The organism is Brevibacterium sp. S22 (genome assembly GCF_004745485.1).
In the GTDB taxonomy this organism is placed as follows: domain Bacteria; phylum Actinomycetota; class Actinomycetes; order Actinomycetales; family Brevibacteriaceae; genus Brevibacterium.
The window spans coordinates 60,764-83,469 of the sequence record NZ_RHFG01000005.1 but is presented as its reverse complement, the minus strand read 5'-3'; the positions used below and the strand labels follow the sequence as shown (position 1 = coordinate 83,469).

Sequence of the window (22,706 nt, the reverse complement as noted above, 5' to 3'; positions counted from 1 at the left end):
AACGGATCGGCGAGTGCGGAACAATGGAGCCCATGACCACGGCCCAGACCCTTCAGTATCCGCGGCCGGATGACCGGCCACGACGTCGCAGCCGTCGGACGACGGTCATCGTCTCCGCGGTCGTCATCGTCCTCACGCTCATCATCGGGGTGATCGCGGCCGACCGCATCGTCGACTACACCACGGAGCAGCGCATCGCCGACGGGCTTGCCGACTACGGTGAGGCCGAGGTCTCCGTCGAAGGCTTCCCCGTCCTCACGCAGCTGGCCTCCGGGGAACTGAACTCGGTGCATGTCACCGCCGCCGAAGCGAGCTATGAGGGAGTCGACTTCACCGATGTCGATGCGAAGCTCTATGACGTGCCGACCAGCGGGTCGAAGCCGATCGGCACCGTCGACGGCACTGCGGTCCTCCCCCACTCGACTCTCGACGAACTCGCCGCCGAGCATGCGGATCTGCCGGAGGGGATGTCATTCACCACAGTCGACGGTGAGCTCTTCCTCAAGGGATCGATGCTCGGTCAGGATCTGCTCGTCGGCATCGACCCGAAGGCCGACGGCCGTCGGGCCGTGGTCGATGCGACGACGCTGAAACTGGGTACGACGGAGATCTCCCTCGACCGCCTGCCGGCCTTCCTGACCTCGGCGATCTCCGATATCGTCATCGATCTCGACTTCCTGCCCGCGGGTCTCGAACTCACCGACATCACCGCCACCGAGGCGGGGCTGCAGGTCCGCCTCCACGGATCCGACGTGAGCCTGCCGTGACCGGCCGGACGCGCAGACGGCCATGCTCGGGCCGCCTCGGCGATCGGGTAGTGTTCCCGACGTGACGACTCCTGTTCCTGCCGAAACCGCCGACGATTCCAGGCGCTACCGCCCCGATCCCACCGTGTTCACCGCGCTGACCTCACCGAGGCTGCTCACCCGTGAGGTCCTGGCCGGCCTCGTCGTGGGCCTGGCCCTCATCCCTGAGGCGATTGCGTTCTCGATCATCGCCGGAGTCGATCCGAAGGTCGGCCTGTTCTCCGCCTTCGTCATGGCGGTCTCCATCGCCTTCCTCGGCGGACGTCCCGCGATGATCTCAGCGGCGACCGGGGCCGTGGCACTCGTCATCGCACCGGTCGCCCGCGAGCACGGGATGGACATGTTCATCGCCACCGTCATGCTCGCCGGTGTGTTCCAGATCCTGCTGGCCGTGGCCGGGGTCGCGAAGCTCATGCGCTTCATTCCCCGCAGCGTCATGGTCGGCTTCGTCAACGCCCTGTCGATCCTCGTCTTCGCAGCCCAGGTTCCGCATGTCCTCGGGGTGCCGTGGATGGTCTACCCGCTTCTGGCCATCGGCATCGTCGTGCTCGTGTTCATCCCGAAGCTGACGAAGGTCGTGCCGGCGCCGCTGGTCACGATCGTGCTCATCACCGGCATCGCCGTCGTCTTCGCCATCGACGTCCCCACCGTCAGCGACCAGGGCGAACTGCCGCGCAGCCTGCCCGAGCTCTTCATTCCGAATATCCCGCTGACCTGGCAGACCTTCTCAACGATCGCGCCGTATTCCTTGGCCATGGCGCTGGTCGGCCTGATGGAATCGCTCATGACGGCCAAACTCGTCGACGAGATCACCGACACGCACTCGAACAAGACCCGCGAATCCTGGGGACAGGGGGCCGCGAACATGATCTCCGGACTCTTCGGCGGGATGGGCGGCTGCGCAATGATCGGGCAGACGATGATCAACGTCCGCGCCTCGGGCGCCCGGACCCGGATCTCGACGTTCATGGCCGGAGCGTTCCTGCTCATCCTCGTCGTCGTGCTCGGCGACATCGTGGGCATGATCCCCATGGTCGCGCTCGCGGCGATCATGATGATGGTCTGCGTCGACACCTTCGACTGGCATTCGATCCGACCTTCGACGCTGCGGACGCTGCCGAAGTCCGAGACCTTCGTCATGATCGCCACCGTCGCGGTCGTCGTCGCCACCGGCAACCTCGCCATCGGCGTCGTCGTCGGAGTGTTCGTGGCCAGTGTGCTCTTCGTGCGGCGGGTCGCCCACTTCGTCACCGTCGAACGCACGCTCACCGCGCCCGAGGCAGACCAGGATGACGATGATTCCACCGGCACCGAGGCGGTCGCCCGCTATGTCGTCCGCGGCGAGCTCTTCTTCGCGTCCTCGAATGACCTGACCACTCAGTTCCACTACACCCACGATCCCCGTCGGGTCGTCATCGATATGACGCAATCGCATGTCTGGGACGCCTCGACCGTGGCTGCCCTCGATGCGATCGTGACGAAGTACGAGACGCTGGGCACAAGCGTGGAGATCACCGGAATGAACGCGTATACCTAGACTCTGCATGCCCGGCTCTCCGGCGGGCTGGGGTAGACTGTCCGCGATGTCACACTCAGCCCCCGATGCCGCCTTCCGCCCGAAAGTGTGGGTTCTTCCGCACCCGGGCACCAACGGCTACATCACGTCGTGGGGCGAGATGCAGTCGGGCACGCAGCCGTTCGCGCGCGGAGATCTTCCGCTCCGACCCCTGGTGTGACACTCCCACAGTCCTCATCGTCCGTGCCGGCGACGTCGCACGGACGCTCAGCGTCGACGAACTGAGTTCAGTCAGCACAGCTGCTCCTTCGGGTCGGATTCCCTTCTCCTCCGATACGAACGGAATCACTGTGACGACCACTTCTGCGACCACTTCACGGCCGGCCTCACTGATCGATGCGGGTCAGCGACTTCTGGCTGTGCTCCGCCGCGACACCGTCGGCGGCGCTCTTCTCCTCATTGCCGCCGCTGCCGCCCTGATCTGGGCGAACTCTCCGGCTTCGCCCGGGTACTTCGCGATCCGTGACGTCGAAGTCGGCTATGAACCCTGGCACCTGAGGCTGAGCATCGGCCAATGGGCCTCAGACGGGCTGCTCGCGATCTTCTTCTTCCTCGTCGGCGTCGAGCTCAAGGCGGAGTTCACCCGAGGTGACCTGCGTCGACTCCGCACTGCCGCCGTCCCGATCACCGCGGCGGTCGGCGGAGTCCTCGTCCCCGCGCTCACCTGCGCGAGCTTTCTGCTCATCCGCCCGGAGCTGCTGCGCGGATGGGCCATCCCCACCGCGACGGACATCGCCTTCGCCGTCGCCGTCCTCGCCATCGTCGGCTCTCACCTGCCGAAGGCGCTGCGCCTCTTCCTCCTCACCCTGGCAGCGGTCGACGACCTGCTGGCGATCGCCATCATCGCGATCTTCTACACCGAGACGATCGCCGTTCTCCCCCTCGCCGCGGCACTGGGTGTCATCATCGTCTACGGGCTCATCGCGAGCCGCTTCCGTCGCTTCTTCGTCGACCGTGCGTGGGCAGCATGGGTCGTCCTCCTCCCCCTCGGGCTCACCGCCTGGGCACTCATGCACGCCTCCGGTGTCCATGCGACCATCGCCGGAGTGCTGCTGGGCTTCACGATCCCCGCAATGGTCGGCCGCTATTCGAACCGCACGGCCGATGTCGACCTCGCCGAGGCGCTCGAGCACCGTATGCGACCGCTGTCTGCCGGCTTCGCCGTCCCGGTCTTCGCCTTCTTCGCCGCCGGCGTCGATATCGGAGGACCTCACGGACTGGCCGCCGCGTTCACCCATCCCCTGACCTACGGGATCATGATGGCGCTGATCGTGGGCAAACCGGTGGGCATCCTCGCCTCCACGTGGTTGGTCACCCGGTTCACCGCAGGTCTGGATCCCAGCCTGCGCTGGGCCGACCTCACCGGCATCGGACTGCTCGCCGGCATCGGCTTCACCGTCTCACTCCTCGTCGCCGAACTCAGCTTCACAGCCGGTTCCGTCGAGCACGATGTTGCGAAGGTCGCCGTTCTCAGTGCCTCGCTGATCTCCGCCGTGCTCGCCGCGCTCATCCTCATCGTCCGGAACGCCCACCACCGTCGCAAGTCTCAGTCCTGAAGGGGTCGGTGGCGAGCGCTGTCGATTGCCAGTCCCGTCACAGACTGCCGCACTAGGATTCGAACCGTCCAAGTCCATCCCCACGATCAGCATCGACAGAGCATTCGACCAACTGAGAAGGACCGTGCCATGGCATTCGACAGATTCCTCGACAAGGCCAAGAACCTCGCCAAGGATCCCAAGGTCAAGGACAAGCTCAATTCGGACAAGGCCGAGGAGGTCACTGACTCGGTCCTCGACAAGGCCGCAGGTGTCGCCGACTCCCTGACCGGTGGCAAGCACTCCGAGAAGATCAAGAAGGCCCGGGATGCGGCCGATGACGCCATCGGCAATTACCGTGGTCAGACCGGCGGAGCGAATCAGCCCGGTGACAAAGACCGCGACGACACGAATCGCGGAGCAGACGGTCGCGGAGCCGAGCATGGGGACGACGAGGGCACTGGTTCTGCCGGAAGCCGCTGAACACTGACTTTCTGTTTCGACTGATCGGCGATGCGGCCGCGCGGGCAACGCAGACTCAGGGATCGATGTCTGATGCAGGCACCGATTCCGGGTCAGCATCGATCATGATCCGCACGGCGTCGATGACGGCGTAGTCGTGCAGCAGCTCCTCACCCGGCACTGCCCATCCTTCTCCCGTCTTCTGCCGGCACAGCAGCCCCGGTGACCTCGTAGTCGGGGATTCCTCGGCGGGGGTCGAATCGATGCTTCCCTGCGGGTCCGAGTACTCGGCGCGCAGGGCCGGACAGTACACCGGCCCGTCGGTGTCGATGTCCACAGTGTGTGTCTTCAGCGTGTGCTGACCATTGCCGATCGTCGGGATGGGCAAGGCGAAGAACTCTTCGCCGGCCACGGTCATGAACACCTCGTCGAGGACGTATTCGAGTTCGACGACATGCCGGCCTCTGCTCCACTGCGCGGCTTCTCCGTCGGAATCCTTCGGGGTGAACATGAAATGCACCTCCGGATGGTCGAAGCCCTTCTTCGCTGACTCTTCGACGACGATGTCCAACTCTCCGAGTGTCTTCGGTGAGGTCCGAATCGAGTCGTCGGCTGTGCTCAATTCGACCGCACTCAGCGAAGACAGTTTCGGCATCATCACCAGTCGGCGATCGGTCCGGGGATCTTTGCCCACTCCTCTCCCGCTGATCCACAGACCCACCGGTTTTCCGTCTTCGGGTGGGGTTTCGAAGATCAGCCTTTGGCGGACCTGCACGGTGCCGTCCCTGTGCGGGGCCACCTCGGTGACGGTTTCCTGCGGGGTCAGCGCATGCTCGGACAGGCTCTTGGTCTCATGGTCGGAAGGTGTGTACCGCAGCATCAGCGCGGCCACGATCACGACGGTGACGACGACAGCGACAGCGGTGAACGCGATGCCGATGAGCAGGAGCGCTTGGAGCGGGTCATGAGTTCACACTATGGTCGGGTCGCGTCACAGGAGCCGCACACGCGGTGCCAGACCTGGAACATGTGGGAACCGAATCGGCCGATCTGTCGGCCGCGTCACCGCAGATCGGCGAGCGACGGGAGAGTGTGTGAGAATGGCAGTCTGCGTCAAGCCGCGCTGTGCCGACCGGATCCCGACTTCAAGGAGGTGCCATGCGATCGCCCATCCCGGATTTCCTCGATGAGACGCTCGACCGTTTCCGACCGGATCGGTCCGGGGAGAATGCGGACTACATCCCGGATCTCGCCTCAGCGGATCCGGAGAAGCTCGCGATCTGCATCTCCACCCTCGACGGAGTCGAATACACGTCCGGTGATGCCGATCATGAGTTCTCGATCCAGTCGATGTCGAAGCCCTTCATCTACGGCCTCGCCCTCGAACAGGAGGGCCTGGCCGGAGTCTTCGAGAAGGTCGGCGTCGAACCCAGCGGTGAGAAGTTCAACGAGCTCTCCCTGGACAAGAAGTCGGGCCGCCCGCTCAACCCGATGATCAACGCCGGGGCCATGACGATCCACTCCGTCCTCGGCGATCCCGGTGCCGGACTGGCCGAACGCACGGAGATCGTGCGCTCCGGTCTCTCCCGCTTCGCCGGTCGAGAGCTGACGATCGACGAATCGGTGGCCGACGGCGAGTGGCGTGAGGCCTACCGCAATGTCGCCATTGCGAACATGCTCCGGTCCTACGACATCTTCTTCGACGACCCCGACGAGGTCGTCCGCGGCTATATCGAACAGTGCGCGGTCACCGTCACCGTCAAGGACCTCGCCATCATGGCCTCGACGCTGGCCGGCGGCGGCATCAACCCGCTGACCGGTGAACAGGTGCTCTCCCCCAGGGTCAATCGGCAGGTGCTCGCAGTCATGATGACGTGCGGCATGTACGACGCGGCAGGCGACTGGATGACAGAGATCGGGATCCCCGCCAAGAGCGGCGTCTCCGGCGGTGTCTTCGGTGTCATGCCCGGTCAGGTCGGCATCGCCACGTTCTCTCCGCGTCTGGACAGACATGGCACGAGCGTGCGCGGAGCGAAGATCTTCCAGGACCTGTCCAACCGGTTGAGCCTGCACATCATGGATGCCCCGGAACCGGCCCGTTCGATCATCCGCCGCGACCGTCGCTTCGTCGACGCGCAAGGCAAGATGGTCCGCATCTGCAGCCTGCAGGGACTCATCCAGTGGAGCGGTTCGGAGAACGTCCTGCGCGCCATGGACGACCCCGGCTCCAGCACGAACACCTTCGTCCTCGACCTGCGTCGAGTCAACGAGATCAATTCCGTGGCCCGGAGCATGCTCACCGAAGCGCTGTCGCGGATGGAGGACGACGGAATCCGCGTGGTGCTGCTCGATCCCGAGGACATGATGGCGTGCAAGGGACCGAACTCCGCGCTGCCGGGCGTGCAGATCCTCGATTCGCTCAGATCGGTCAAGGGACTCAAACGCATCCGTGACGATCGTCGCCGAGAGATGGCCGACCGCTCCAGCTGACGGGGGTCGTCGGGCTCCGACGGGAGTTTGATAAGGTGAGCCTTACCCACCCCTGCGCCGAGGCGGCTCAGCCGACTACGAGCTCCCAGGGGCACCCCGTCTGAGAAAGGCCGCCTGTGACGACCGCACCCAACACCCCCGAGCGCACCGCACGACCCGCCCTGCGACAGGCGGTCCTCACCGTCCTCGAAACGACTGAGATCAGCCCTGATCTGGTGCGGATCCGCCTCGGCGGTGATGATTCGTTCGACAACATCAACTCGAATGATGCGACCGACAAGTACGTCAAACTCCTCTTCGCCGACCCGGCACACGAACTCGTTCCGCCCTATGACCTGACCGAGCTGCGTGAGCAGTCTCCCGAGAAGCTGCCGAGCCGCCGCACCTACACGGTGCGCGAGATCGACCTGGAGGAGAAGTGGCTGACCATCGACTTCGTCATCCACGGCGCGGATGGGATCGCCGGCCCCTGGGCGAAGAACGCGAAGCCCGGAGACACTCTCGTCCTCTCCGGCGCCGGCGGCAAGTACGCCCCAGCCGCCGAATCCGACTGGCATCTGCTCATCGCCGACCTCTCTGCGATCCCGGCTGTGAGCTCGGCCCTCGAGGCGATGCCCGAGGGCGCGCGCGGAGTCGTCCTGGCCAATGTCGATACCGCCGACCGCGTTCTGCCCGAGGTGCCTGCAGGCATTGAGATGAAATGGGTGGACTCGGACGACGAACTCATCGCCGCGGTCCGCGATCTCAACTGGCTCGAGGGCACTCCGCAGGTCTTCGCCCACGGCGAGCGCGAGACGATCAAGGCGGTCCGCAAGATCCTCAAGGACCGCGAAGTGCCGCGGGAGTCGCTGTCGATCTCCGCCTACTGGGCCCGCGGCCGCGCCGAGGACCAGTTCCAGGCCGAGAAGCGCGAACCCATCGGCCAGATCGACTGAGCCGGAGAGTCAGCTGCGGCGACGCAGGTCAGGCGAGGTCGAGGCTGTCGGCCACCTCGGCGACCCTGCGCTTCGCCGCCTCATCGAGGTCACGGACCGGCAGGGGCAGGCATGCCGGCCCGACGAGCCCGAGATGTTCGGCGATCGCAGCACTCACGCGCAGGCTCCCGCCGAACTCGGTGAACAGATCCCACAACGGCTGCAGCTCGGCAGTCAGTTCGCGGGCCAGCTGCGCATTGCCGAGTTCCGCGGCCCGCGTGATCTCGAGCAGCGGTTCGGCAATGGTGCCGCCGACGGCTGTGTACCAGGCATCGCAGCCGGCGATGAGGCCCTCTGCGCCATGAACGTCGCCGGAGATGCCGATCGTCACCTCGCTGCCGATGGCTGCTCGGATCTCACCGATGCGCTCGTCCCATCCGGCGGGTGAGGCCGGGGCCCCGGGGATCTTGATCGAGGCCACTCCGTCGAGTGCCGCCAGGCGTGAGTAGAGCTCAGTGGTGAACGTGAAGTGTGTGGTGCCGGGATTGTCGTAGACGACGACGGGCAGGTCGGTGGATTCGGTGACCGCGCGGAAGAGTTCGAACACCTCGTTCTCGGTCAGCGGCTGATAGCTGACAGGTGCCAGCAGCAGTCCCTGTGCACCGGCGGCCTCGGCGGAGGCGACGTTGGCCAGCACGTCTCGTGTCCGCAGCGCCCCGACTCCGATGAGGACGGGGATGTCGAGGGCGGATTCGACCGTCAGCTGCGCCACCCGTGCACGCTCGTCGGTGTTGAGGTAGGCGTAGGAACCAGTCGATCCCAGCGCTGTGATCGAGTCGACGCCGGCGAGGACGAGGCGTTCGATGAGTCCGACGAAGGCATCCTCGTCGAGGGATTCACCGTTCAGCGGGGTGAGCGGGAAGGCACTCAGCCCGGTGAACAGGGTCGGGTCGTACGCGGGGGCGTTCGTCAATGTTCCTCCTCGGATGGTGGCGGCGGATGGGTCCGCCGGTGTTCAGTCTGCCAGGTCAGTCCGGAGCCGACAGATAGGTCTCCAACGGATCGAACTCCGGTTGGGCCGAGACGACCTCCACGGCCGCCGCACCGACGGCGTTGGCCGCGCGCAGTGCGTGTTCCGGCTCGAGTCCGCTGGTCAGGCCGATGGTCAGGGCCGCGCAGTAGGCGTCTCCGGCACCGACGGTGCTCACGGGCTTCGTTCGCACCGCCTCGGCGAAGGCGATCTGCTCACCGTTGCCCAGCAGCGCCGACCCCTTGGCCCCATACGTGACGGCCACGAGCTTCGCGGTCTTCAGCTGCGGCAGCTGGGAGTATTCGTATTCGTTGACGATGATGAGATCGGCGCGGTCGACCACCTCGGCGGGCAGAGGAAGGGCGGGAGCCGCGTTGACGGCGAGGAACCCGGGCACGCGGTCGGCAAGCTCGGCAATGAGGCCGAGGGAGATCTCGAGCTGAGTGAGCACGACCTCGTCGGCGCCGAACTCGATTCCGGCGAGGCTGACCTCGGCATTCGCACCTTCGCACACGGCGATCTGATTCTCCCCCGCCGCGTCGACCATGATGAGCGCGGTCCCGGTCTCGGCGGTCGCCTCGGCGACATCATCGATGTGGACCCCGGCGGCGCGGAGGGCATCGCACATCGCCTGGCCGTCGGAGTCGCGACCGACCGCACCGATCATGCGGGTGCGCGCACCGAGGCGGGCGGCAGCGGAAGCCTGATTCGCGCCCTTTCCGCCGGGCGAACGGCTGAGCCGGCCACCTCCCACGGTCTCGCCGGGGCCCGGCAGTCGGCCGGCGGTGGCAGTGATGTCGGCGTTGATGCTGCCGACGACCGCCAGGGAACAATCAATGGTCATGGCCCCATTATCGACGATCTGGGTGGGCCGAGGGCGATAACCCTCCGAGGAGGGGAAGACTGCGGGAATGAGAGAGGCCCCGTGATCCGGCTGTTTCCAGCGGATCACGGGGCCTCCCGATCGGGGTGAGTAACGGGACTTGAACCCGCGACATCCGCGACCACAACGCGGCGCTCTACCAGCTGAGCTATACCCACCACATGCGCTGCGCCTCAGGCGCAGACAGCATGATATATCCTAACCTCACCCGGTTCACCCGGGCAAACCAGAACCGCATCTCGGACCCGATGAGACGCAGATCTCAATACATGCAACGATTCAGTAGCGATCTATAACGGTTTCGGAAAACTGGTAGGAGCGCCCCGCGACATTCATTAGTATTGACTCGGCCCTGTCCTCGATAACTGTCAAGGAACCCTGTACATGCCTCGTGCGTTGATCTCCGTCTCCGATGACGGGTTCACCTACACCACCCTCAACGGGGCGACGAGTCGCTATTCGGACACCGGGCAGGCCATCTCTTACCTCGGCGACTACGCCAAGGAGACCGCGACTCCCCTGACTGTGACGATCGACGACGGCACGAAGAAGACCGAGATCGGCATCGACGAGGACGGCAGGGTCGGAGCCGTTCCCACACAGGACGCCGGCGCCGAGGCGGCCGCGGACGATTCGGCCACCGCTGCGGCTGCGAATGGTTCGGATGAGGCGGCCGGTCATGCGGGTCACGCTTCGAATGAGGAGACCGGATCTGCCGGGCAGGTCGAGCAGGATTCGAACGGGCAGCCTACGAATGAGCAGGACGGCTCGGCCACGCTGGATGATCCCTCGAACTCGAACGGCGACAGCTACCCGATGGGCACCCCATTCTCAGGACCGGCCGCGCCAGCCGCGCCGGCGGTGAAGAAGACGCCGGTGCGGAAACGGTCGGCTCGCAACCGCCCGCAGCGACTGAAGAAGATCACCATTCCAGGGCTTGTGCTCATCGGTCTGGCGATCCTCATGGTCGGCGCATTCGTTGTTCCCAACATCGTTCCCATCGACTCCCCCGATACCCCGCAGACGATCGGTTCGGAACAGCAGATCAACCCCGCATCCGAACTCTCCGTCGACAAGACCAAAGACGTTGTGCCCAGCTACGACAACTCCCCCGCATGGGAAGCCGAAGTGCCCAAGCACGCCTCGGTGACGGCCTCGGATCGCGGCGTCCTCCTCGTCAACGACAACCGCCTCGAGGTCCTCGACTCGGACACCGGCAAGTCTCGGTACAAGGCCAAGATCAGTGAGTCCCCGACCTTCGCCGTCGACACCGTCATCGATGGTCGTCCGGCCCTGCTGTGGCAGTCTGGCGACACCGCCGAGGCGCTCTTCGACGGAGATTCGAAGCCCAAGACCTATCAGCTTCCGGAGAAGGCGCGCATCACCTCGGCCGGCAAGAGCGTGCTCGTCAAGACGGGCAACAAGCTCTCGACCTTCGGCGCCGAGGGACTGGAGAACGTGCCCACCCCGCAGGCCGGCTCGACACCGATGGCCATCGATGACGATGAGCTCTTCAGTTCGGACTGGAACGGTCCGGTCAAGGCGAAGAACATCAAGACCGGCGACGAGCGCAGCATCAAACTCGAGGCACCCGGCGACGAACTGAAGATCATCGACTGGATCTCGGCCGGCCATGGCAAGGCGATAACGCTGTGGGGCGAGCAAGGCGCGTCGACGAACTCGGGCCACAGGATCCAGCTCGTCGTCCATTCGCTCGAAGACGGTTCGATCCTGTCGACCGTGACGACGACCGACATCGTCGGTGAGAAGTCCTGGGTGCGCGGACAGGGTGGAGAACGTGCCTATATCGGCCCGTATCTCTTCGATCTGGAGTCGGGTCTGCTGCTCATGGACGTCTCCAGTCGCGATATCCACCTCTCCGAGCCGCGCGGAACCATCGTCCCCTGCACGATGGACACGAACACTTCGTGTCTGCTCGCCGGCAAACAGGCGTTCAAGACCGAAACCGATCTGCTGGCGATCGTCGACGACGGCAATGAGGCACTCGTGCTCGGTGACGACTCGACCGTTCGGGCGTATCCGAAGAGGTCCGACAAGCAGGACCGTTAGCCCTGTGCAGGGGTCTCCCGCAGCGGAATGTCGGCCGCCGACCGCCGACCGTTCATGGGTCCCACGCCACGGCGGAACACGCCCGCGGCTTTAACACATCTGGTCGAGACATTAAGATGGGGACCGATGTGTCTGAACGTCATGTCCCCTTGACCCATTGAAGTCGGAATCCCCACCGCGAAGGAACGTAGTGCCAGTCTCACACCGGTTCAGCCGCAGAGCCGCCGCAATCGGCGCTGCGCTTGCCCTGGCGGCACTTCCCATCTCGGCAACGCTCACTCCTGCACTCGCCCAGCCGAGTCCCCCTCCCACGGCCGAAGCCGGTTCGAACGCCGACGCCGAGACGTCTGCCGGGGCTGATTCCACTTCAGGCGACGGCGCTGATCCGACGGCAGACAGCGAGGACGGCACCGAGGCTGATTCGAACTCCGCCGACAACGGCGTGACCGAGGTCGACGGTAAGGACGACGACTCCGATTCTGATCCGGATGAAGACGGAGCCTGTGCGGATTCGGACCAAGGATCGTCTCTTCTCCGCATAGATCAGCCTTGTGAGATTGACGGTGAGCTCGAAGCGACATGGGACTCCGAGACCCAACATCTCTCAGTCAAGCCGAACAATGGCGAACCCGGAAGCCTGCCCAAGAGCTGGGTCGGTGTGAAGTTCGACGGACCGACCGATCAAGGAATGGTCCGAGTTCCAGCCCAGAGCGCGTCGTCCGACGGCACCGGAGACTCGGCCAGCAGCGAATCGGACACTGACGACAGTGGTCAATCCGTGTCTGATGCGACCACGCAAGCCGACGCACCCACACGATTCGAGTTCGGCCCCGACGGAACGATCAGAGCCGCGGGCGAAGACGAGGCCATGGAATTCAAGGGATTCGGGACCAACGGCCCCAAACCGGACTGGAAGTTCAAAGCCGACGGCAAGAAGATCACTGCCAGCGGTGAGCAGTACAAGGAACACGATGAAGGGGCCGAAGCATCCGCTGATAAAGACGGTTCCACTTCAGACGACTCAGAAACCGGCGCCGACAACGGAACGGCCGACAACGGCTCTTCCTCATCCGACGATGAGTCGTCTACGGCTGACGGCTCCGAAAGCAACACGCGCGGCGACAAGACCGCCAGCAGGGACGGGATCACCTCCGACAACGGCTCTGCCGACGACCGCGGGGCCGACGAGGACGGATCGACTTCGGACAGCGACACCTCTGACGACAGCGCCAGCTCGACCGATGGTGGAACCTCCTCGGATTCGGGGGCGAAGGACCGTGCGAATACGTCGGGCGACAAGGACTCCGACGGCAAGGAATCCGACACCGACACCGGTTCAGCCTCCGACGGCTCACGCGACAGCGATTCCGACGGCTCACGCAGCAGCGATTCAGACACCTCAGGCTCCGACTCTGGTTCCGACGAGGACGAAGAGAAGGATGCGGACACAGACGGCTCCGGGTCGTCGGTCGGCGCCTCCGACGCCGACGGCACCACGCCGGACCCGGCGAACGGCAACGGCACTCCCGATGAACGCGAAACCATCCCCGGCAACGCGGGTGACGAGTGGCTGCCTGGAGATGACGACGACAGCGAACACCCCGACTATTCGGACCCGGTGCCCCGCAACCCCGACGAACAGACGCCCAAAGACGATACGGATCTCATCACGGGTGGCGATCAGCCGTCCCCGCGTGCCAACCAGAATCCGGCGACCTCATTCGGCGAATCCATCATCTCCACGATCGTCAGCTCGTGGCCCATCTTCGTCCTCGCCGCCTCCGGTATGGCCGCGGTCGGGTTTATCATCTACCTCATGGGACGCCGCGGAAAACAGGACTGAGTCCATATGGACCTCTTCGACTCCGAACTGCGCGTGATCGCCGCTGCCGAGCACCTCGTACGCGGGCTCGGAACCGATGAGAATCACACCGTCGCCGCAGCCGCGATGGACACCACAGAGGCCATCCACACCGGCGTCAACGTCGATCATTTCACCGGCGGACCGTGCGCGGAACTCGTGGTGATCGGTGCCGCCGCAGCCGCGAAGGCCGGTCCCCTGGTCACCATCGCCGCGGTCGGCGACCAGAACCGCGGCCTGCTGGCTCCGTGCGGACGCTGCCGTCAGGTCATCCTCGACCTCCATCCCGATGTGCTCGTCGCACTTCCGGATGACACCACAGGCGAGCGGTCGATCGCCCCGATCACCGAGCTGCTCCCCTCTTCCTATCGGCATCCGGAATCAGCACCGACACGACTGCTGAGGTTCCATGCCCGCTACTTCGATGCGGTTGCGGACGGGACGAAGACGCTCACCGTGCGATGGAACGAATCGCACCGCGCGGGCCAGACTCTGGCGTACTTCGAGGACACCGAGGATGGCGCCCTCCCCGTGGAAGTCACCTCGGTGATGGTGAAACGACTCGACGAAGTCAGCCCCGAGGATCTCGAACTCGTCCGCCCGGGTGGGCTCGACCGGTATATCGGCAATCTCCGCTCCCGCTACCCGACCATGCCCGCGGACGCGAACGTCGAGATCGTAAGATTCCGTCGAACCGCGGCCGATATCTGACACTCGCAGTGCCCAGCCGCTAAGCTGGACAGCGAAGCACTGTGACACAAGGTCACAGACGCAGAAAAGCATTCTCGACCGGGAGGACTCGACCCGATGACTGACAACGTCTACACCTCAGATGTGACCGTCGACCAGGCGACGACCACACAGCTCGCGGAGTCGATCCGACTGCGCGAAGAGCGCATTGCCGAGAACATCGACGAACTCGTCGGCCGCATCCACCCGAAGGTGCTGGCGACCCGTGCCGTCAACAAGGCGAAGTCCGAGGTCGTCGAGGAAGACGGCTCCCCCAAGCCCGAGATCATCGCACTCGGCGCCGGTGCCGTCCTCGGTGTGGCCGCCCTCGTCGTCGGACTCTCCGGTCGCAAGCGTGGCTGATGCCGCACTTCCGATCCGGATGCTCCATGACCGGATCCTGCTCGAACCCAGCGAGGAGGCCGGGGAACGCAAGTCCTCGGCGGGCATCGTCATTCCCGCCACCGCCAGCATGGGCAGACGTCTTGTGTGGGGCAAGGTCGTCGCCGCGGGTCCGCACGTGCGGCAGGCCAACCTCGGCGACACCGTCCTCTACGATCCCGAGGAACTCGCCGAGGTGGAGCTCGAGGGACGGGCATATGTGCTCCTGCGTGAGCGCGACGTCCATGCCATCTCCGAACCGGCCGAACAGTCGAGTTCAGGCATGTATCTGTAGCGACTTCGCCCGGACGAACCACCGTTCCGGGAGACTCGGAATCAGTGGGTTCCGGGTGGCACCGGTCGTTGCAGCGAGGCCTCTGACCAGGGGCTTGCGACCTTCATCACAAAATCTGATACGGCTCGATCTCGGTTTGCATGATCGACAGACACCTGAGTAATATTAATTCTCGTTGCGCAACAAGCGCGGCAGGCGCCTCTAGCTCAATTGGTAGAGCAACTGACTCTTAATCAGTGGGTTCCGGGTTCGAGTCCCGGGGGGCGCACAGCGCAGAGAGAACCGCCTTTCGACTTCGGTCGGAGGCGGTTCTTTCGGTCTCCGGCGAAAGGCGAATCAGTCCTGACCGGCGCGGGCGTAGGCACCGAGCACCTGACGCTCGGAATCCCCGAGATACGCGCCGAGGATCTTCGCCGCAGCCGCTGAGCCCTCTGTCCGGTAGACCTCGATGACTTCCTTATTGCGAGAGATGAACGGCGCGTGGAGGAAGTCGAGGACCTCGACCTTGAGGAATGCCAGCCGCAGCTCAGCGAGCACATTCGAAAACGACTGCATCAGCCGCCTGCTGTCCGACAACGAGACCACGGCATTATGGAACGCCATATTCGCCGTACCGACTTCCAGCCAGTTCTCCTCGGCAGCGAACCTCTCCGCCGCTTCGACGGCCGCCTCCATCCTCACGGCGTTCGGATGATTGCGCGGAGCGTGCTCGAGCACCGAGCACTCGACATGATGGCGCACCCGGTAGATGTCGACGACATCGGCGGTGCTCGGTGACGCCACTGAGACGCCTCGGTGCGGGATATGCGTGACCAGGCCCTGCTCCCCGAGGACCCGGAACGCCTCACGCAGAGTATTGCGCGAAACATCGAATTCCTTCGCCAGCGCGGTTTCGGACAGCCGCTCACCGGGGCGCAGCTCTCCAGCGATGAGGCGGTCAGTGAGCCTGTTGACCAGGGACGAATCGTGATTCACCTCTCCATTCTACTGAAACAGCACCCCGAACTCCCGTCCATCCGTTGACAAAGAGACGACGAAAAGTGTGACCCCCGTCTATGTTTGTTGAACAATGAGTGCTAGATTGTTTACCATTTCACGTGTGCCAGGACACAGTCATCGCTGTCCTCACCCCATCGGCGCACACGAAGGAACAACTGACCACCAGACAGTCGGAGACTCCTATGTCACACGCACCGGAATCCCAACCGCCGGAATCCTCTTCTACGGATGGGGCCGCCCCGCGCCTTGACAATGCCAAGAGCGAAATCGGATCCAAGATCAGCCGCAGCGCGATCATCGGCGCCATCTTCCTCATGGCCACCTCGGCGATCGGTCCGGGCTTCATCACCCAGACAGCCACCTTCACGGCTCAGATGGGTGCGGCCTTCGCCTTCGCGATCTTCGCGTCGATCCTCATCGACATCGCCATCCAGCTCAATATCTGGCGGATGGTGACCTCCTCGGGCAAACGCGCAGCACAGCTGGCCTCCTCAGCCGTGCCGGGTTCGGGCATCCTCCTGTCCGTCCTCATCGTCGTCGGCGGACTGGCCTTCAACATCGGCAATATCGCCGGCGGCGGCCTCGGCCTCAATGCGCTGTTGGGCATCGACCCGAAGCTCGGCGGACTGCTCACCGGCGTCCTGGCAGTCGGCATCTTCCTGTTCAAACGCGCCGGTAAGGTCGTCGACACCGTCGTCCTCGTCCTCGGTGTCGGAATGATCATCCTCACCTGCATCGTCGCCATCGTCTCGAACCCTCCGGTCGGTGAGGCGATCAAACAGTCATTCGTGCCCGACACCATCAACTTCGCCACGGTGACCACGATCGTCGGAGGCACGGTCGGCGGCTACATCACCTATTCCGGCGCCCACCGCTACCTCGACTCGGGCAAGACCGGACCGGAGAACGCCAGTTCTGTCATGCGCTCGGCTCTGTCGGGGATCCTCGTCACCGGAATCATGCGCTACGTCCTCTTCCTCGCCATCCTCGGCGTCGTCGCCTCCGGCGTCGCACTCGACCTCGACTCGAGCGTGGCCAACCCCGCCGGTCAGGCCTTCGCCGCAGTCCTCGGCGATGCGGGAATGCGCATCTTCGGAGCGATCTTCTGGGCCGCGGCACTGAGCTCGGTCATCGGCGCCGCCTATACCTCGGCGACGTTCCTCTCGGCGTTCTCCAAGCGTCTCGAAGGCGGTTGGCCGCTGCAGCTGGCGACCGTGTCCTTCATCGTCGTCTCGCTCGTCGTCTACCTCGTCCTCGGCACCGCCCCGGCCACTCTGCTCGTCTTCGTCGGCGGCTTCAACGGCCTCATCCTGCCGATCGGTCTGACGATCTTCATGTACATCGGCTGGTTCAGGCCCCGGCTGCTGCGCACTGATTCGTACCCGAAGTGGTTGCTCATCATCGGCACCGCGGCAACACTGGTCACGTGGTACACGGCCACACAGTCCATCGGCCCCATCTTCGCCATGATCGGAATCGGAGGGTGACATTGTCTGTCAACAGCGAACTGAGAATCGACCTCAACTCTGACCTCGGGGAGAACGTTCCCGACCGCATCGTCAGCGACGATGCCGCCATGCTCGGCCTCGTCACCAGCGCCAACGTCTCCTGCGGGTTCCATGCGGGCAATCCGGAAGGCATCCGCGCCACCGTCGGGGCCGCGACGAAGGGCGGAGTCGTCATCGGGGCCCATCCCGGATACGACGACTACGAGGGCTTCGGCCGCCGCGCCCTCGACGTTCCCGCTGCCACCCTGCAGGCCCAGGTCGAATACCAGATCGGCGCGCTCATCGGCCTGACCACTGCCGTCGGCGGAACCGTCTCCTACGTCAAACCCCACGGCGGTCTCTACAACGCGATCGTCCATGATGAGGCGCAGGCGAAGGTCGTCGTCGACGCGATCACAGCCATCGACGACTCGTTGGTCTTCCTCGGACTCGCGGGCAGTGTGGCCAACCGCGTCGCCGCCGAGGCGGGACTGACCGTTGCCGCCGAGGCCTTCGCCGATCGGTCCTACAACCCCGATGGCTCCCTGGTCTCCCGGTCGGAGCCGAACGCTGTCCTCCACGATCCCGAAGCCGTGGCCGCGCGCGTCCTCCGCCTCGTCCAGACCGGTCAGGTCGAAGCCGTTGACGGAACCCTCGTCGACGTCGACGCGCAGTCCATCTGCTTCCACGGCGACAGCCAGGGATCCATCGACATGGCCCGGGCGGCCCGGGATCTCCTCGAGTCCGAAGGCGTCACGATCTCCGCCTTCGCCGGAGCCGGACGATGAGCGCTGCCACGCCCACCAGCACATCTGCCATGGACACGATGCGGGCTGCGGGTGCGGAAGCCCGCGCACGCATCCGGGCAGGATTCGACGGTCCCACCTCGGGGATGGCACCGGGACTCGTCCAGGCGAACCTCATCTCCGTCCCCGCGGACTGGGCCTTCGACGTCCTCCTCTTCACCCAGCGCAACCCGAAGCCGTGCCCGGTCGTCGACGTCCTCGAACCCGGGCAGCTGGCATCCGCATTGGCCCCCGACAGCGATATCCGCACCGATATCCCCGGCTACCGGATCTGGGAGAACGGCGCCCTGACCGGCGAGGTCACCGACGCCACCGAAGTGTGGGAGCAGCATCCGGACCTCGTGTCCTTCCTCATCGGCTGCTCATTCACCTTCGAGAACGGCCTGACCGAAGCGGGCATCCCGATCCGCCACCAGGAGGCCGGTCGCAACGTGCCGATGTACCGCACGTCGACGGCCTGCCGTCCCGCCGGCCGGATCAGCGGAGACATGGTCGTGTCCATGCGCCCGATCCCGGCCTCCCAGGTCGCCGAGGCAGTGCGCATCACCGACCGCTTCCCCGCCGTCCACGGCGCCCCCGTCCACATCGGCGAACCCTCCCAGATCGGCATCGATGACCTCGGCGCCCCGGATTTCGGTGATGCTCCGGTCATCGAAGACGGCGACATTCCCGTCTTCTGGGCCTGCGGAGTCACTCCACAGGCAGCCATCCAGGCGTCGGGAATCCCCTTCGCGATCACCCACTCACCTGGGAAGATGTTCATCACTGACGAACCGGAAGACACCTACCGCCAATGACCTCGACACCTCCGGCCGACTCCCTGACCTTCCACACCGCCTCCACGCGCCACCTCCTCGTCGAATGCGCGGACCTGGGCACGACGATGGCCCTGCACCACAGTCTTGAAGCCGCCGATCTGCCCGGCGTCACCGAACTCATCCCCGCCGCCCGAACAGTGCTGATCAGTTTTGATCCCGCACGCACGAACGCCGAGATCCTCGCCGAGGCAGTGCGCGGGCTCGGGCACACCGAGTCGGCCTCGGATGCGGCCCGTAAGGTGACGATCGATGTCCACTACGACGGGGACGACCTCGCCGAGGTGGCCGACCTCCTCTCCGTCTCCCCCACCGAAGTGGTCAACCGCCACCAAGCCGCCACCTGGCAGGTCGCGTTCGCCGGATTCGCTCCCGGCTTCGGCTACCTCGCCGGTGACGATGAGCTGTTCAACGTGCCCCGCCGTTCCTCCCCGCGCACCCGCGTGCCCGTGGGATCGGTGGCTCTGGCCGGCGAGTTCACCGGCGTCTACCCTCGTTCCTCCCCCGGCGGCTGGCAGCTCATCGGCCGCACCGATGCAAAGCTGTGGGACCTCGAACGGGAACCGCCGGCCTTGTTCGTCCCCGGCACGATCGTGAAATTCGCCGAGGCGGGGCGCCAGACGGTGGAGGTCGCGAGCTCGAGTGTGGGGTCGGGTGCCCCAGGTTCGCAGGGTTCGTCAGGTGCGACGGATGCTGCAGAGTCCGCAGCTGCCACCTCCGACTTCGCCGCGGCTTCCCACTCCCTCGAGGTGCTGCGTCCCGGGCTGCAGCTGCTCATCCAGGATCTCGGTCGCCCCGGTTTCGCTTCGATGGGAGTCTCCGCCGCCGGTGCCGCCGATCGCACCGCCTTGACGACTGCCAACCGTCTCGTCGGCAATGCCGAGTCTGCTGCCGGCCTGGAGAGCTTCGGGGGCGCAGTGCTCCTGCGCTCCACGGGTGACGGCGTCGCCGCTGTCACCGGGGCCACCGGAGCGATCACCGTGACCGCTGCCGATGGCACGGTGCTCACGCCCCGCCTCGGCGAGGCCTTTGCCCTGGCCGACGGGGACGAACTCGAGCTCGGACCAACCGAGCGCGGAGTCCGCCGCTACCTCGCCGTGCGCGGTGGAATCGCTGTCGAGACGGCTCTCGACAGCAGCTCCGCCGACACCCTGGCCGGGCTCGGTCCGGCCGCTGTCGACAAAGGCACCACGGTGGAAGTGCACGATCCGCGGACGGCGCCCCACCTCGTCGATCCCAATCCCACGCAGCCAAGGGACCTGCCGCAGGCGGGTGAGACCGTGACCCTGAGCGTGACGCTGGGACCGCGTGAGGACTGGTTCACCGAAGCCGGGATCAAGACTCTGCTGTCACAGGAGTGGACGGTCACCCACGAATCCGACCGGGTCGGACTGCGCCTGGACAGTGAGGTTCCACTCGAACGTGCCCGAATCGGAGAGCTGCCCAGCGAAGGCGCGGTCACCGGTGCCCTGCAGGTTCCGCCGAACGGTCAGCCGGTGCTCTTCGGGCCCGACCATCCGCTCACCGGCGGCTATCCGATCATCGCCAGCGTCAATGATGTCGACCTCGCCGCGCAGCTGCCTCCCGGCCTGAAGCTGCGCTTCACCACCTCTGCCGAACCAACGCCGAACGCCCATCCGACCGAGGCATCCCGCACCGCCGCAGGACCCCGCACCAACGAGAACGAAGGCTGAACAATGTCGAGAATCCTCATCGCCAACCGCGGCGAGATCGCCGTCCGCATCATCCGCGCCTGCGCCCAACACGGGCACACTTCGGTGGCTGTCTACGCTGATCAGGACGCCGACGCCATGCATGCCCGGCTCGCCGACGAAGCGTACGCCCTGCCCGGGACGACAGCGGGCGACACGTACCTCAACATCGATGCGATCCTCGCCGCAGCGAAGTCCGCAGGTGCCGATGCCGTCCACCCCGGTTACGGATTCCTGTCCGAGAACGCCGATTTCGCCGCCGCCGTCGAAGCCGCCGGCCTCATCTGGATCGGTCCGACCGCGGACACGATCACTGCCCTCGGCGACAAGGTCACGGCCCGTCAGCTCGCGCAGAAGGTCGGCGCTCCCCTGGCGCCGGGCATCGACCGTCCCCTGGAGAACGCGGCCGAGGTCGAGTCCTTCGCCGCCGAGGCGGGACTGCCGATCATCATCAAGGCTGCCCACGGCGGCGGCGGACGCGGAATGAAGATCGTCCATGACCTCGCCGAGCTAGCAGGTGCCTTCGAATCGGCGACCCGTGAAGCGGTCGAGGCCTTCGGTCGGCCCGAGTGCTTCGTCGAGAAGTTCCTCGAGCGTCCGCGTCACGTCGAGGTCCAGATCGTCGGCGACGGTCAGGGGCGGGTCGTGGCCGTCGGTGACCGCGACTGCTCCGCTCAGCGGCGCAATCAGAAGCTCATCGAGGAAGCCCCCGCCCCGGGACTGACGGATGAGCAGCGTGAGCGCCTGCACCGTTCGGCCGAAGCCATCGGCGCCGAGGTGGACTACCGCGGTGCCGGCACCGTCGAGTTCCTGCTCGCTGCCGATGGCACCATGACGTTCCTCGAGGTCAACACCCGACTGCAGGTCGAACATCCCGTCACCGAGGTGACCTCCGGGGTCGATCTCGTCGCCGAACAGTTCCGCATCGCCTTCGGACAGGGACTGTCGCTGGAGTCGACCCCGCAGCCGGTCGGCCATGCGATCGAGCTGCGCATCAACGCCGAGGATCCCGGCCGCGGGTTCCTGCCGACTCCGGGACGCATCGATGTCCTCGACGTGCCCGGGGGCCTCGGCGTGCGCTGGGATTCCGGTGTGCGTGCCGGTGACACCGTACAGCCGACCTTCGATTCTCTCTTCGCGAAGCTCATCGTCCACGGTCCCGACCGTGAGCAGGCGATAGCGCGCACCGTGACAGCGGCAAAGGAACTCCATGTCGAGGGTCCGGCCACGGTGGTGCCGTGCTCCCTGGCGATCCTCACCGATGAGGCGTTCACCGGTCTCGGCGTCGACGGTGTCGACGGCATCCACACGCAGTGGATCGAGGCCGAGCTGCTGCCGCGCTTCGAGACTCAGGACCGCCCGGACCCGGTCGCCGATGGCGAGATGCAGCGGATGTCGATCGAGATCGATGGGAAGCTCACCACGATCGGACTGCCCGCCGGACTGCTCGCTGCCCTCGGCTCGGTCGGTGGGACCGGTCAGGGCGGCACGGGTCAGGGCGGCGAGGCCGGTGGCGCCGGAAACGGTGGAGCCGCCTCGGCGAGTGCCGGAGATGTCACCGCACCTGTGCCGGGCAGTCTTGTGGACTTCCTCGTCGAGGATGGCGCACAGGTGGCGGCCGGTGACGAGGTCGCGGTGCTCTCTGCGATGAAGATGGAGACCCGGGTCGAAGCACCGGTCGCGGGAACGCTGCGCCAGGTCGCGGCGGTCGGCGACGTCGTAGCGGTCGGGCAGGCCATCGCACGGGTCGACTGAGACGGCGAGCCGCCTCGGCGAAAGGATCGGTCGAGGCGGCTGTCTGCATCGGCCTGAGCATCGGGCTCGGCAACGGAATAGAGTGGTGGTCAGCAATGGT

General features: G+C 65.5%; 21 protein-coding genes and 2 tRNA genes. 18 read left to right on the top strand and 5 right to left on the bottom strand.

Annotated features, from left to right (window positions below; all coding sequences use genetic code 11):
* Positions 1 to 32 precede the first annotated feature (32 nt).
* The 5 genes from EB835_RS07000 to EB835_RS06985 all read left to right on the top strand — a co-directional run bounded on the left by EB835_RS07000 (position 33) and on the right by EB835_RS06985 (position 4,400).
* On the top strand, positions 33 to 767 hold the full coding sequence (locus EB835_RS07000; RefSeq protein WP_135808752.1) for an LmeA family phospholipid-binding protein: 735 nt from the start codon (positions 33 to 35) through the stop codon (positions 765 to 767).
* 22 nt (positions 768 to 789) lie between these two features.
* Positions 790 to 2,343, top strand: a complete 1,554-nt coding sequence (locus tag EB835_RS06995; protein ID WP_135808751.1) for a SulP family inorganic anion transporter — start codon at positions 790 to 792, stop codon at positions 2,341 to 2,343.
* A 46-nt stretch (positions 2,344 to 2,389) separates the two neighbouring features.
* Entirely contained in the window at positions 2,390 to 2,542 is a 153-nt protein-coding gene (locus EB835_RS20580; protein WP_240688602.1) for a hypothetical protein, read from the top strand.
* 130 nt (positions 2,543 to 2,672) lie between these two features.
* On the top strand, positions 2,673 to 3,938 hold the full coding sequence (nhaA, locus tag EB835_RS06990) for a Na+/H+ antiporter NhaA (RefSeq protein WP_240688601.1): 1,266 nt from the start codon (positions 2,673 to 2,675) through the stop codon (positions 3,936 to 3,938).
* A gap of 129 nt (positions 3,939 to 4,067) precedes the next feature.
* The gene (locus EB835_RS06985) at positions 4,068 to 4,400 is read left to right on the top strand and encodes an antitoxin (RefSeq protein WP_135808749.1); all 333 of its coding nucleotides are present in this window, start codon (positions 4,068 to 4,070) and stop codon (positions 4,398 to 4,400) included.
* 55 nt (positions 4,401 to 4,455) lie between these two features.
* Here EB835_RS06985 and EB835_RS06980 read toward each other — a convergent pair whose 3' ends face one another.
* Positions 4,456 to 5,271, bottom strand: a complete 816-nt coding sequence (locus EB835_RS06980) for a hypothetical protein (RefSeq protein ID WP_135808748.1) — start codon at positions 5,269 to 5,271, stop codon at positions 4,456 to 4,458.
* Between the two features lie 266 nt (positions 5,272 to 5,537).
* Between EB835_RS06980 and EB835_RS06975 the strand changes: the two genes are divergently transcribed.
* Both EB835_RS06975 and EB835_RS06970 read left to right on the top strand, forming a co-directional pair.
* Complete coding sequence (locus EB835_RS06975; RefSeq protein ID WP_135808747.1) at positions 5,538 to 6,869, top strand: glutaminase; 1,332 nt, start codon at positions 5,538 to 5,540, stop codon at positions 6,867 to 6,869.
* Between the two features lie 116 nt (positions 6,870 to 6,985).
* Positions 6,986 to 7,804, top strand: a complete 819-nt coding sequence (locus EB835_RS06970) for a siderophore-interacting protein (RefSeq protein WP_135808746.1) — start codon at positions 6,986 to 6,988, stop codon at positions 7,802 to 7,804.
* A 28-nt stretch (positions 7,805 to 7,832) separates the two neighbouring features.
* On the opposite strand, the gene EB835_RS06965 is transcribed toward EB835_RS06970, so the two are convergent.
* The 3 genes from EB835_RS06965 to EB835_RS06955 form a co-directional block, all read right to left on the bottom strand.
* Complete coding sequence (locus EB835_RS06965; RefSeq protein ID WP_135808745.1) at positions 7,833 to 8,756, bottom strand: dihydrodipicolinate synthase family protein; 924 nt, start codon at positions 8,754 to 8,756, stop codon at positions 7,833 to 7,835.
* Positions 8,757 to 8,811: 55 nt separating this feature from the next.
* Complete coding sequence (locus tag EB835_RS06960; protein WP_135808744.1) at positions 8,812 to 9,657, bottom strand: ribokinase; 846 nt, start codon at positions 9,655 to 9,657, stop codon at positions 8,812 to 8,814.
* A gap of 124 nt (positions 9,658 to 9,781) precedes the next feature.
* Positions 9,782 to 9,854, bottom strand: a tRNA-His gene (locus EB835_RS06955).
* Positions 9,855 to 10,080: 226 nt separating this feature from the next.
* Here EB835_RS06955 and EB835_RS06950 point away from each other — a divergent pair.
* The 6 genes from EB835_RS06950 (at position 10,081) to EB835_RS06925 (ending at position 15,300) form a co-directional block, all read left to right on the top strand.
* On the top strand, positions 10,081 to 11,766 hold the full coding sequence (locus tag EB835_RS06950) for a hypothetical protein (RefSeq protein ID WP_135808743.1): 1,686 nt from the start codon (positions 10,081 to 10,083) through the stop codon (positions 11,764 to 11,766).
* Positions 11,767 to 11,956: 190 nt separating this feature from the next.
* A complete protein-coding gene (locus tag EB835_RS06945) occupies positions 11,957 to 13,609 on the top strand; it encodes a hypothetical protein (protein ID WP_135808742.1) in 1,653 nt (550 codons plus the stop codon).
* 6 nt (positions 13,610 to 13,615) lie between these two features.
* On the top strand, positions 13,616 to 14,338 hold the full coding sequence (locus EB835_RS06940; protein WP_135808741.1) for an ASCH domain-containing protein: 723 nt from the start codon (positions 13,616 to 13,618) through the stop codon (positions 14,336 to 14,338).
* A 96-nt stretch (positions 14,339 to 14,434) separates the two neighbouring features.
* Positions 14,435 to 14,719: a DUF3618 domain-containing protein gene (locus EB835_RS06935; RefSeq protein ID WP_135808740.1), complete on the top strand. Its 285-nt coding sequence runs from the start codon at positions 14,435 to 14,437 to the stop codon at positions 14,717 to 14,719.
* On the top strand, positions 14,712 to 15,032 hold the full coding sequence (locus EB835_RS06930) for a GroES family chaperonin (RefSeq protein ID WP_135808739.1): 321 nt from the start codon (positions 14,712 to 14,714) through the stop codon (positions 15,030 to 15,032). The genes EB835_RS06935 and EB835_RS06930 overlap by 8 nt, the downstream gene beginning before the upstream one ends.
* A gap of 195 nt (positions 15,033 to 15,227) precedes the next feature.
* A tRNA-Lys gene (locus tag EB835_RS06925) sits at positions 15,228 to 15,300 on the top strand.
* Between the two features lie 68 nt (positions 15,301 to 15,368).
* Here EB835_RS06925 and EB835_RS06920 read toward each other — a convergent pair.
* A complete protein-coding gene (locus EB835_RS06920; protein ID WP_135808738.1) occupies positions 15,369 to 16,007 on the bottom strand; it encodes a GntR family transcriptional regulator in 639 nt (212 codons plus the stop codon).
* 206 nt (positions 16,008 to 16,213) lie between these two features.
* Here EB835_RS06920 and EB835_RS06915 point away from each other — a divergent pair, with 206 nt between their 5' ends.
* Genes EB835_RS06915 through EB835_RS06895 form a run of 5 tightly spaced genes read left to right on the top strand, consistent with a single transcriptional unit; the run spans position 16,214 to position 22,606 of the window.
* Positions 16,214 to 17,518, top strand: coding sequence for an NRAMP family divalent metal transporter (locus EB835_RS06915; protein ID WP_135808737.1), 1,305 nt, complete (start codon positions 16,214 to 16,216; stop codon positions 17,516 to 17,518).
* Complete coding sequence (locus tag EB835_RS06910) at positions 17,515 to 18,306, top strand: LamB/YcsF family protein (protein WP_240688600.1); 792 nt, start codon at positions 17,515 to 17,517, stop codon at positions 18,304 to 18,306. The genes EB835_RS06915 and EB835_RS06910 overlap by 4 nt, the downstream gene beginning before the upstream one ends.
* The gene (locus tag EB835_RS06905; RefSeq protein ID WP_168216652.1) at positions 18,303 to 19,121 is read left to right on the top strand and encodes a putative hydro-lyase; all 819 of its coding nucleotides are present in this window, start codon (positions 18,303 to 18,305) and stop codon (positions 19,119 to 19,121) included. The genes EB835_RS06910 and EB835_RS06905 overlap by 4 nt, the downstream gene beginning before the upstream one ends.
* Positions 19,118 to 20,833 (top strand): 5-oxoprolinase subunit B/C family protein, encoded by a 1,716-nt coding sequence (locus tag EB835_RS06900; RefSeq protein ID WP_135808736.1) that lies wholly within the window; start codon positions 19,118 to 19,120, stop codon positions 20,831 to 20,833. Before EB835_RS06905 ends, EB835_RS06900 begins: the two co-directional genes overlap by 4 nt.
* Before the next feature lie 3 nt (positions 20,834 to 20,836).
* Positions 20,837 to 22,606 carry an ATP-binding protein gene (locus EB835_RS06895; protein WP_135808735.1) on the top strand — a complete coding sequence of 590 codons (1,770 nt, stop codon included), beginning with the start codon at positions 20,837 to 20,839 and terminating at the stop codon, positions 22,604 to 22,606.
* Positions 22,607 to 22,706 lie beyond the last annotated feature (100 nt).

Coding starts and splice junctions, on each gene's coding strand:
- EB835_RS07000 (WP_135808752.1), top strand. CDS start 33: ATGACCACGGCCCAGACCCTTCAGTATCCGCGGCCGGATGACCGGCCA.
- EB835_RS06995 (WP_135808751.1), top strand. CDS start 790: ATGCTCGGGCCGCCTCGGCGATCGGGTAGTGTTCCCGACGTGACGACT.
- EB835_RS20580 (WP_240688602.1), top strand. CDS start 2,390: ATGTCACACTCAGCCCCCGATGCCGCCTTCCGCCCGAAAGTGTGGGTT.
- EB835_RS06985 (WP_135808749.1), top strand. CDS start 4,068: ATGGCATTCGACAGATTCCTCGACAAGGCCAAGAACCTCGCCAAGGAT.
- EB835_RS06975 (WP_135808747.1), top strand. CDS start 5,538: ATGCGATCGCCCATCCCGGATTTCCTCGATGAGACGCTCGACCGTTTC.
- EB835_RS06960 (WP_135808744.1), bottom strand. CDS start 9,657: ATGACCATTGATTGTTCCCTGGCGGTCGTCGGCAGCATCAACGCCGAC.
- EB835_RS06950 (WP_135808743.1), top strand. CDS start 10,081: ATGCCTCGTGCGTTGATCTCCGTCTCCGATGACGGGTTCACCTACACC.
- EB835_RS06940 (WP_135808741.1), top strand. CDS start 13,616: ATGGACCTCTTCGACTCCGAACTGCGCGTGATCGCCGCTGCCGAGCAC.
- EB835_RS06935 (WP_135808740.1), top strand. CDS start 14,435: ATGACTGACAACGTCTACACCTCAGATGTGACCGTCGACCAGGCGACG.
- EB835_RS06915 (WP_135808737.1), top strand. CDS start 16,214: ATGTCACACGCACCGGAATCCCAACCGCCGGAATCCTCTTCTACGGAT.
- EB835_RS06905 (WP_168216652.1), top strand. CDS start 18,303: ATGAGCGCTGCCACGCCCACCAGCACATCTGCCATGGACACGATGCGG.
- EB835_RS06900 (WP_135808736.1), top strand. CDS start 19,118: ATGACCTCGACACCTCCGGCCGACTCCCTGACCTTCCACACCGCCTCC.
- EB835_RS06895 (WP_135808735.1), top strand. CDS start 20,837: ATGTCGAGAATCCTCATCGCCAACCGCGGCGAGATCGCCGTCCGCATC.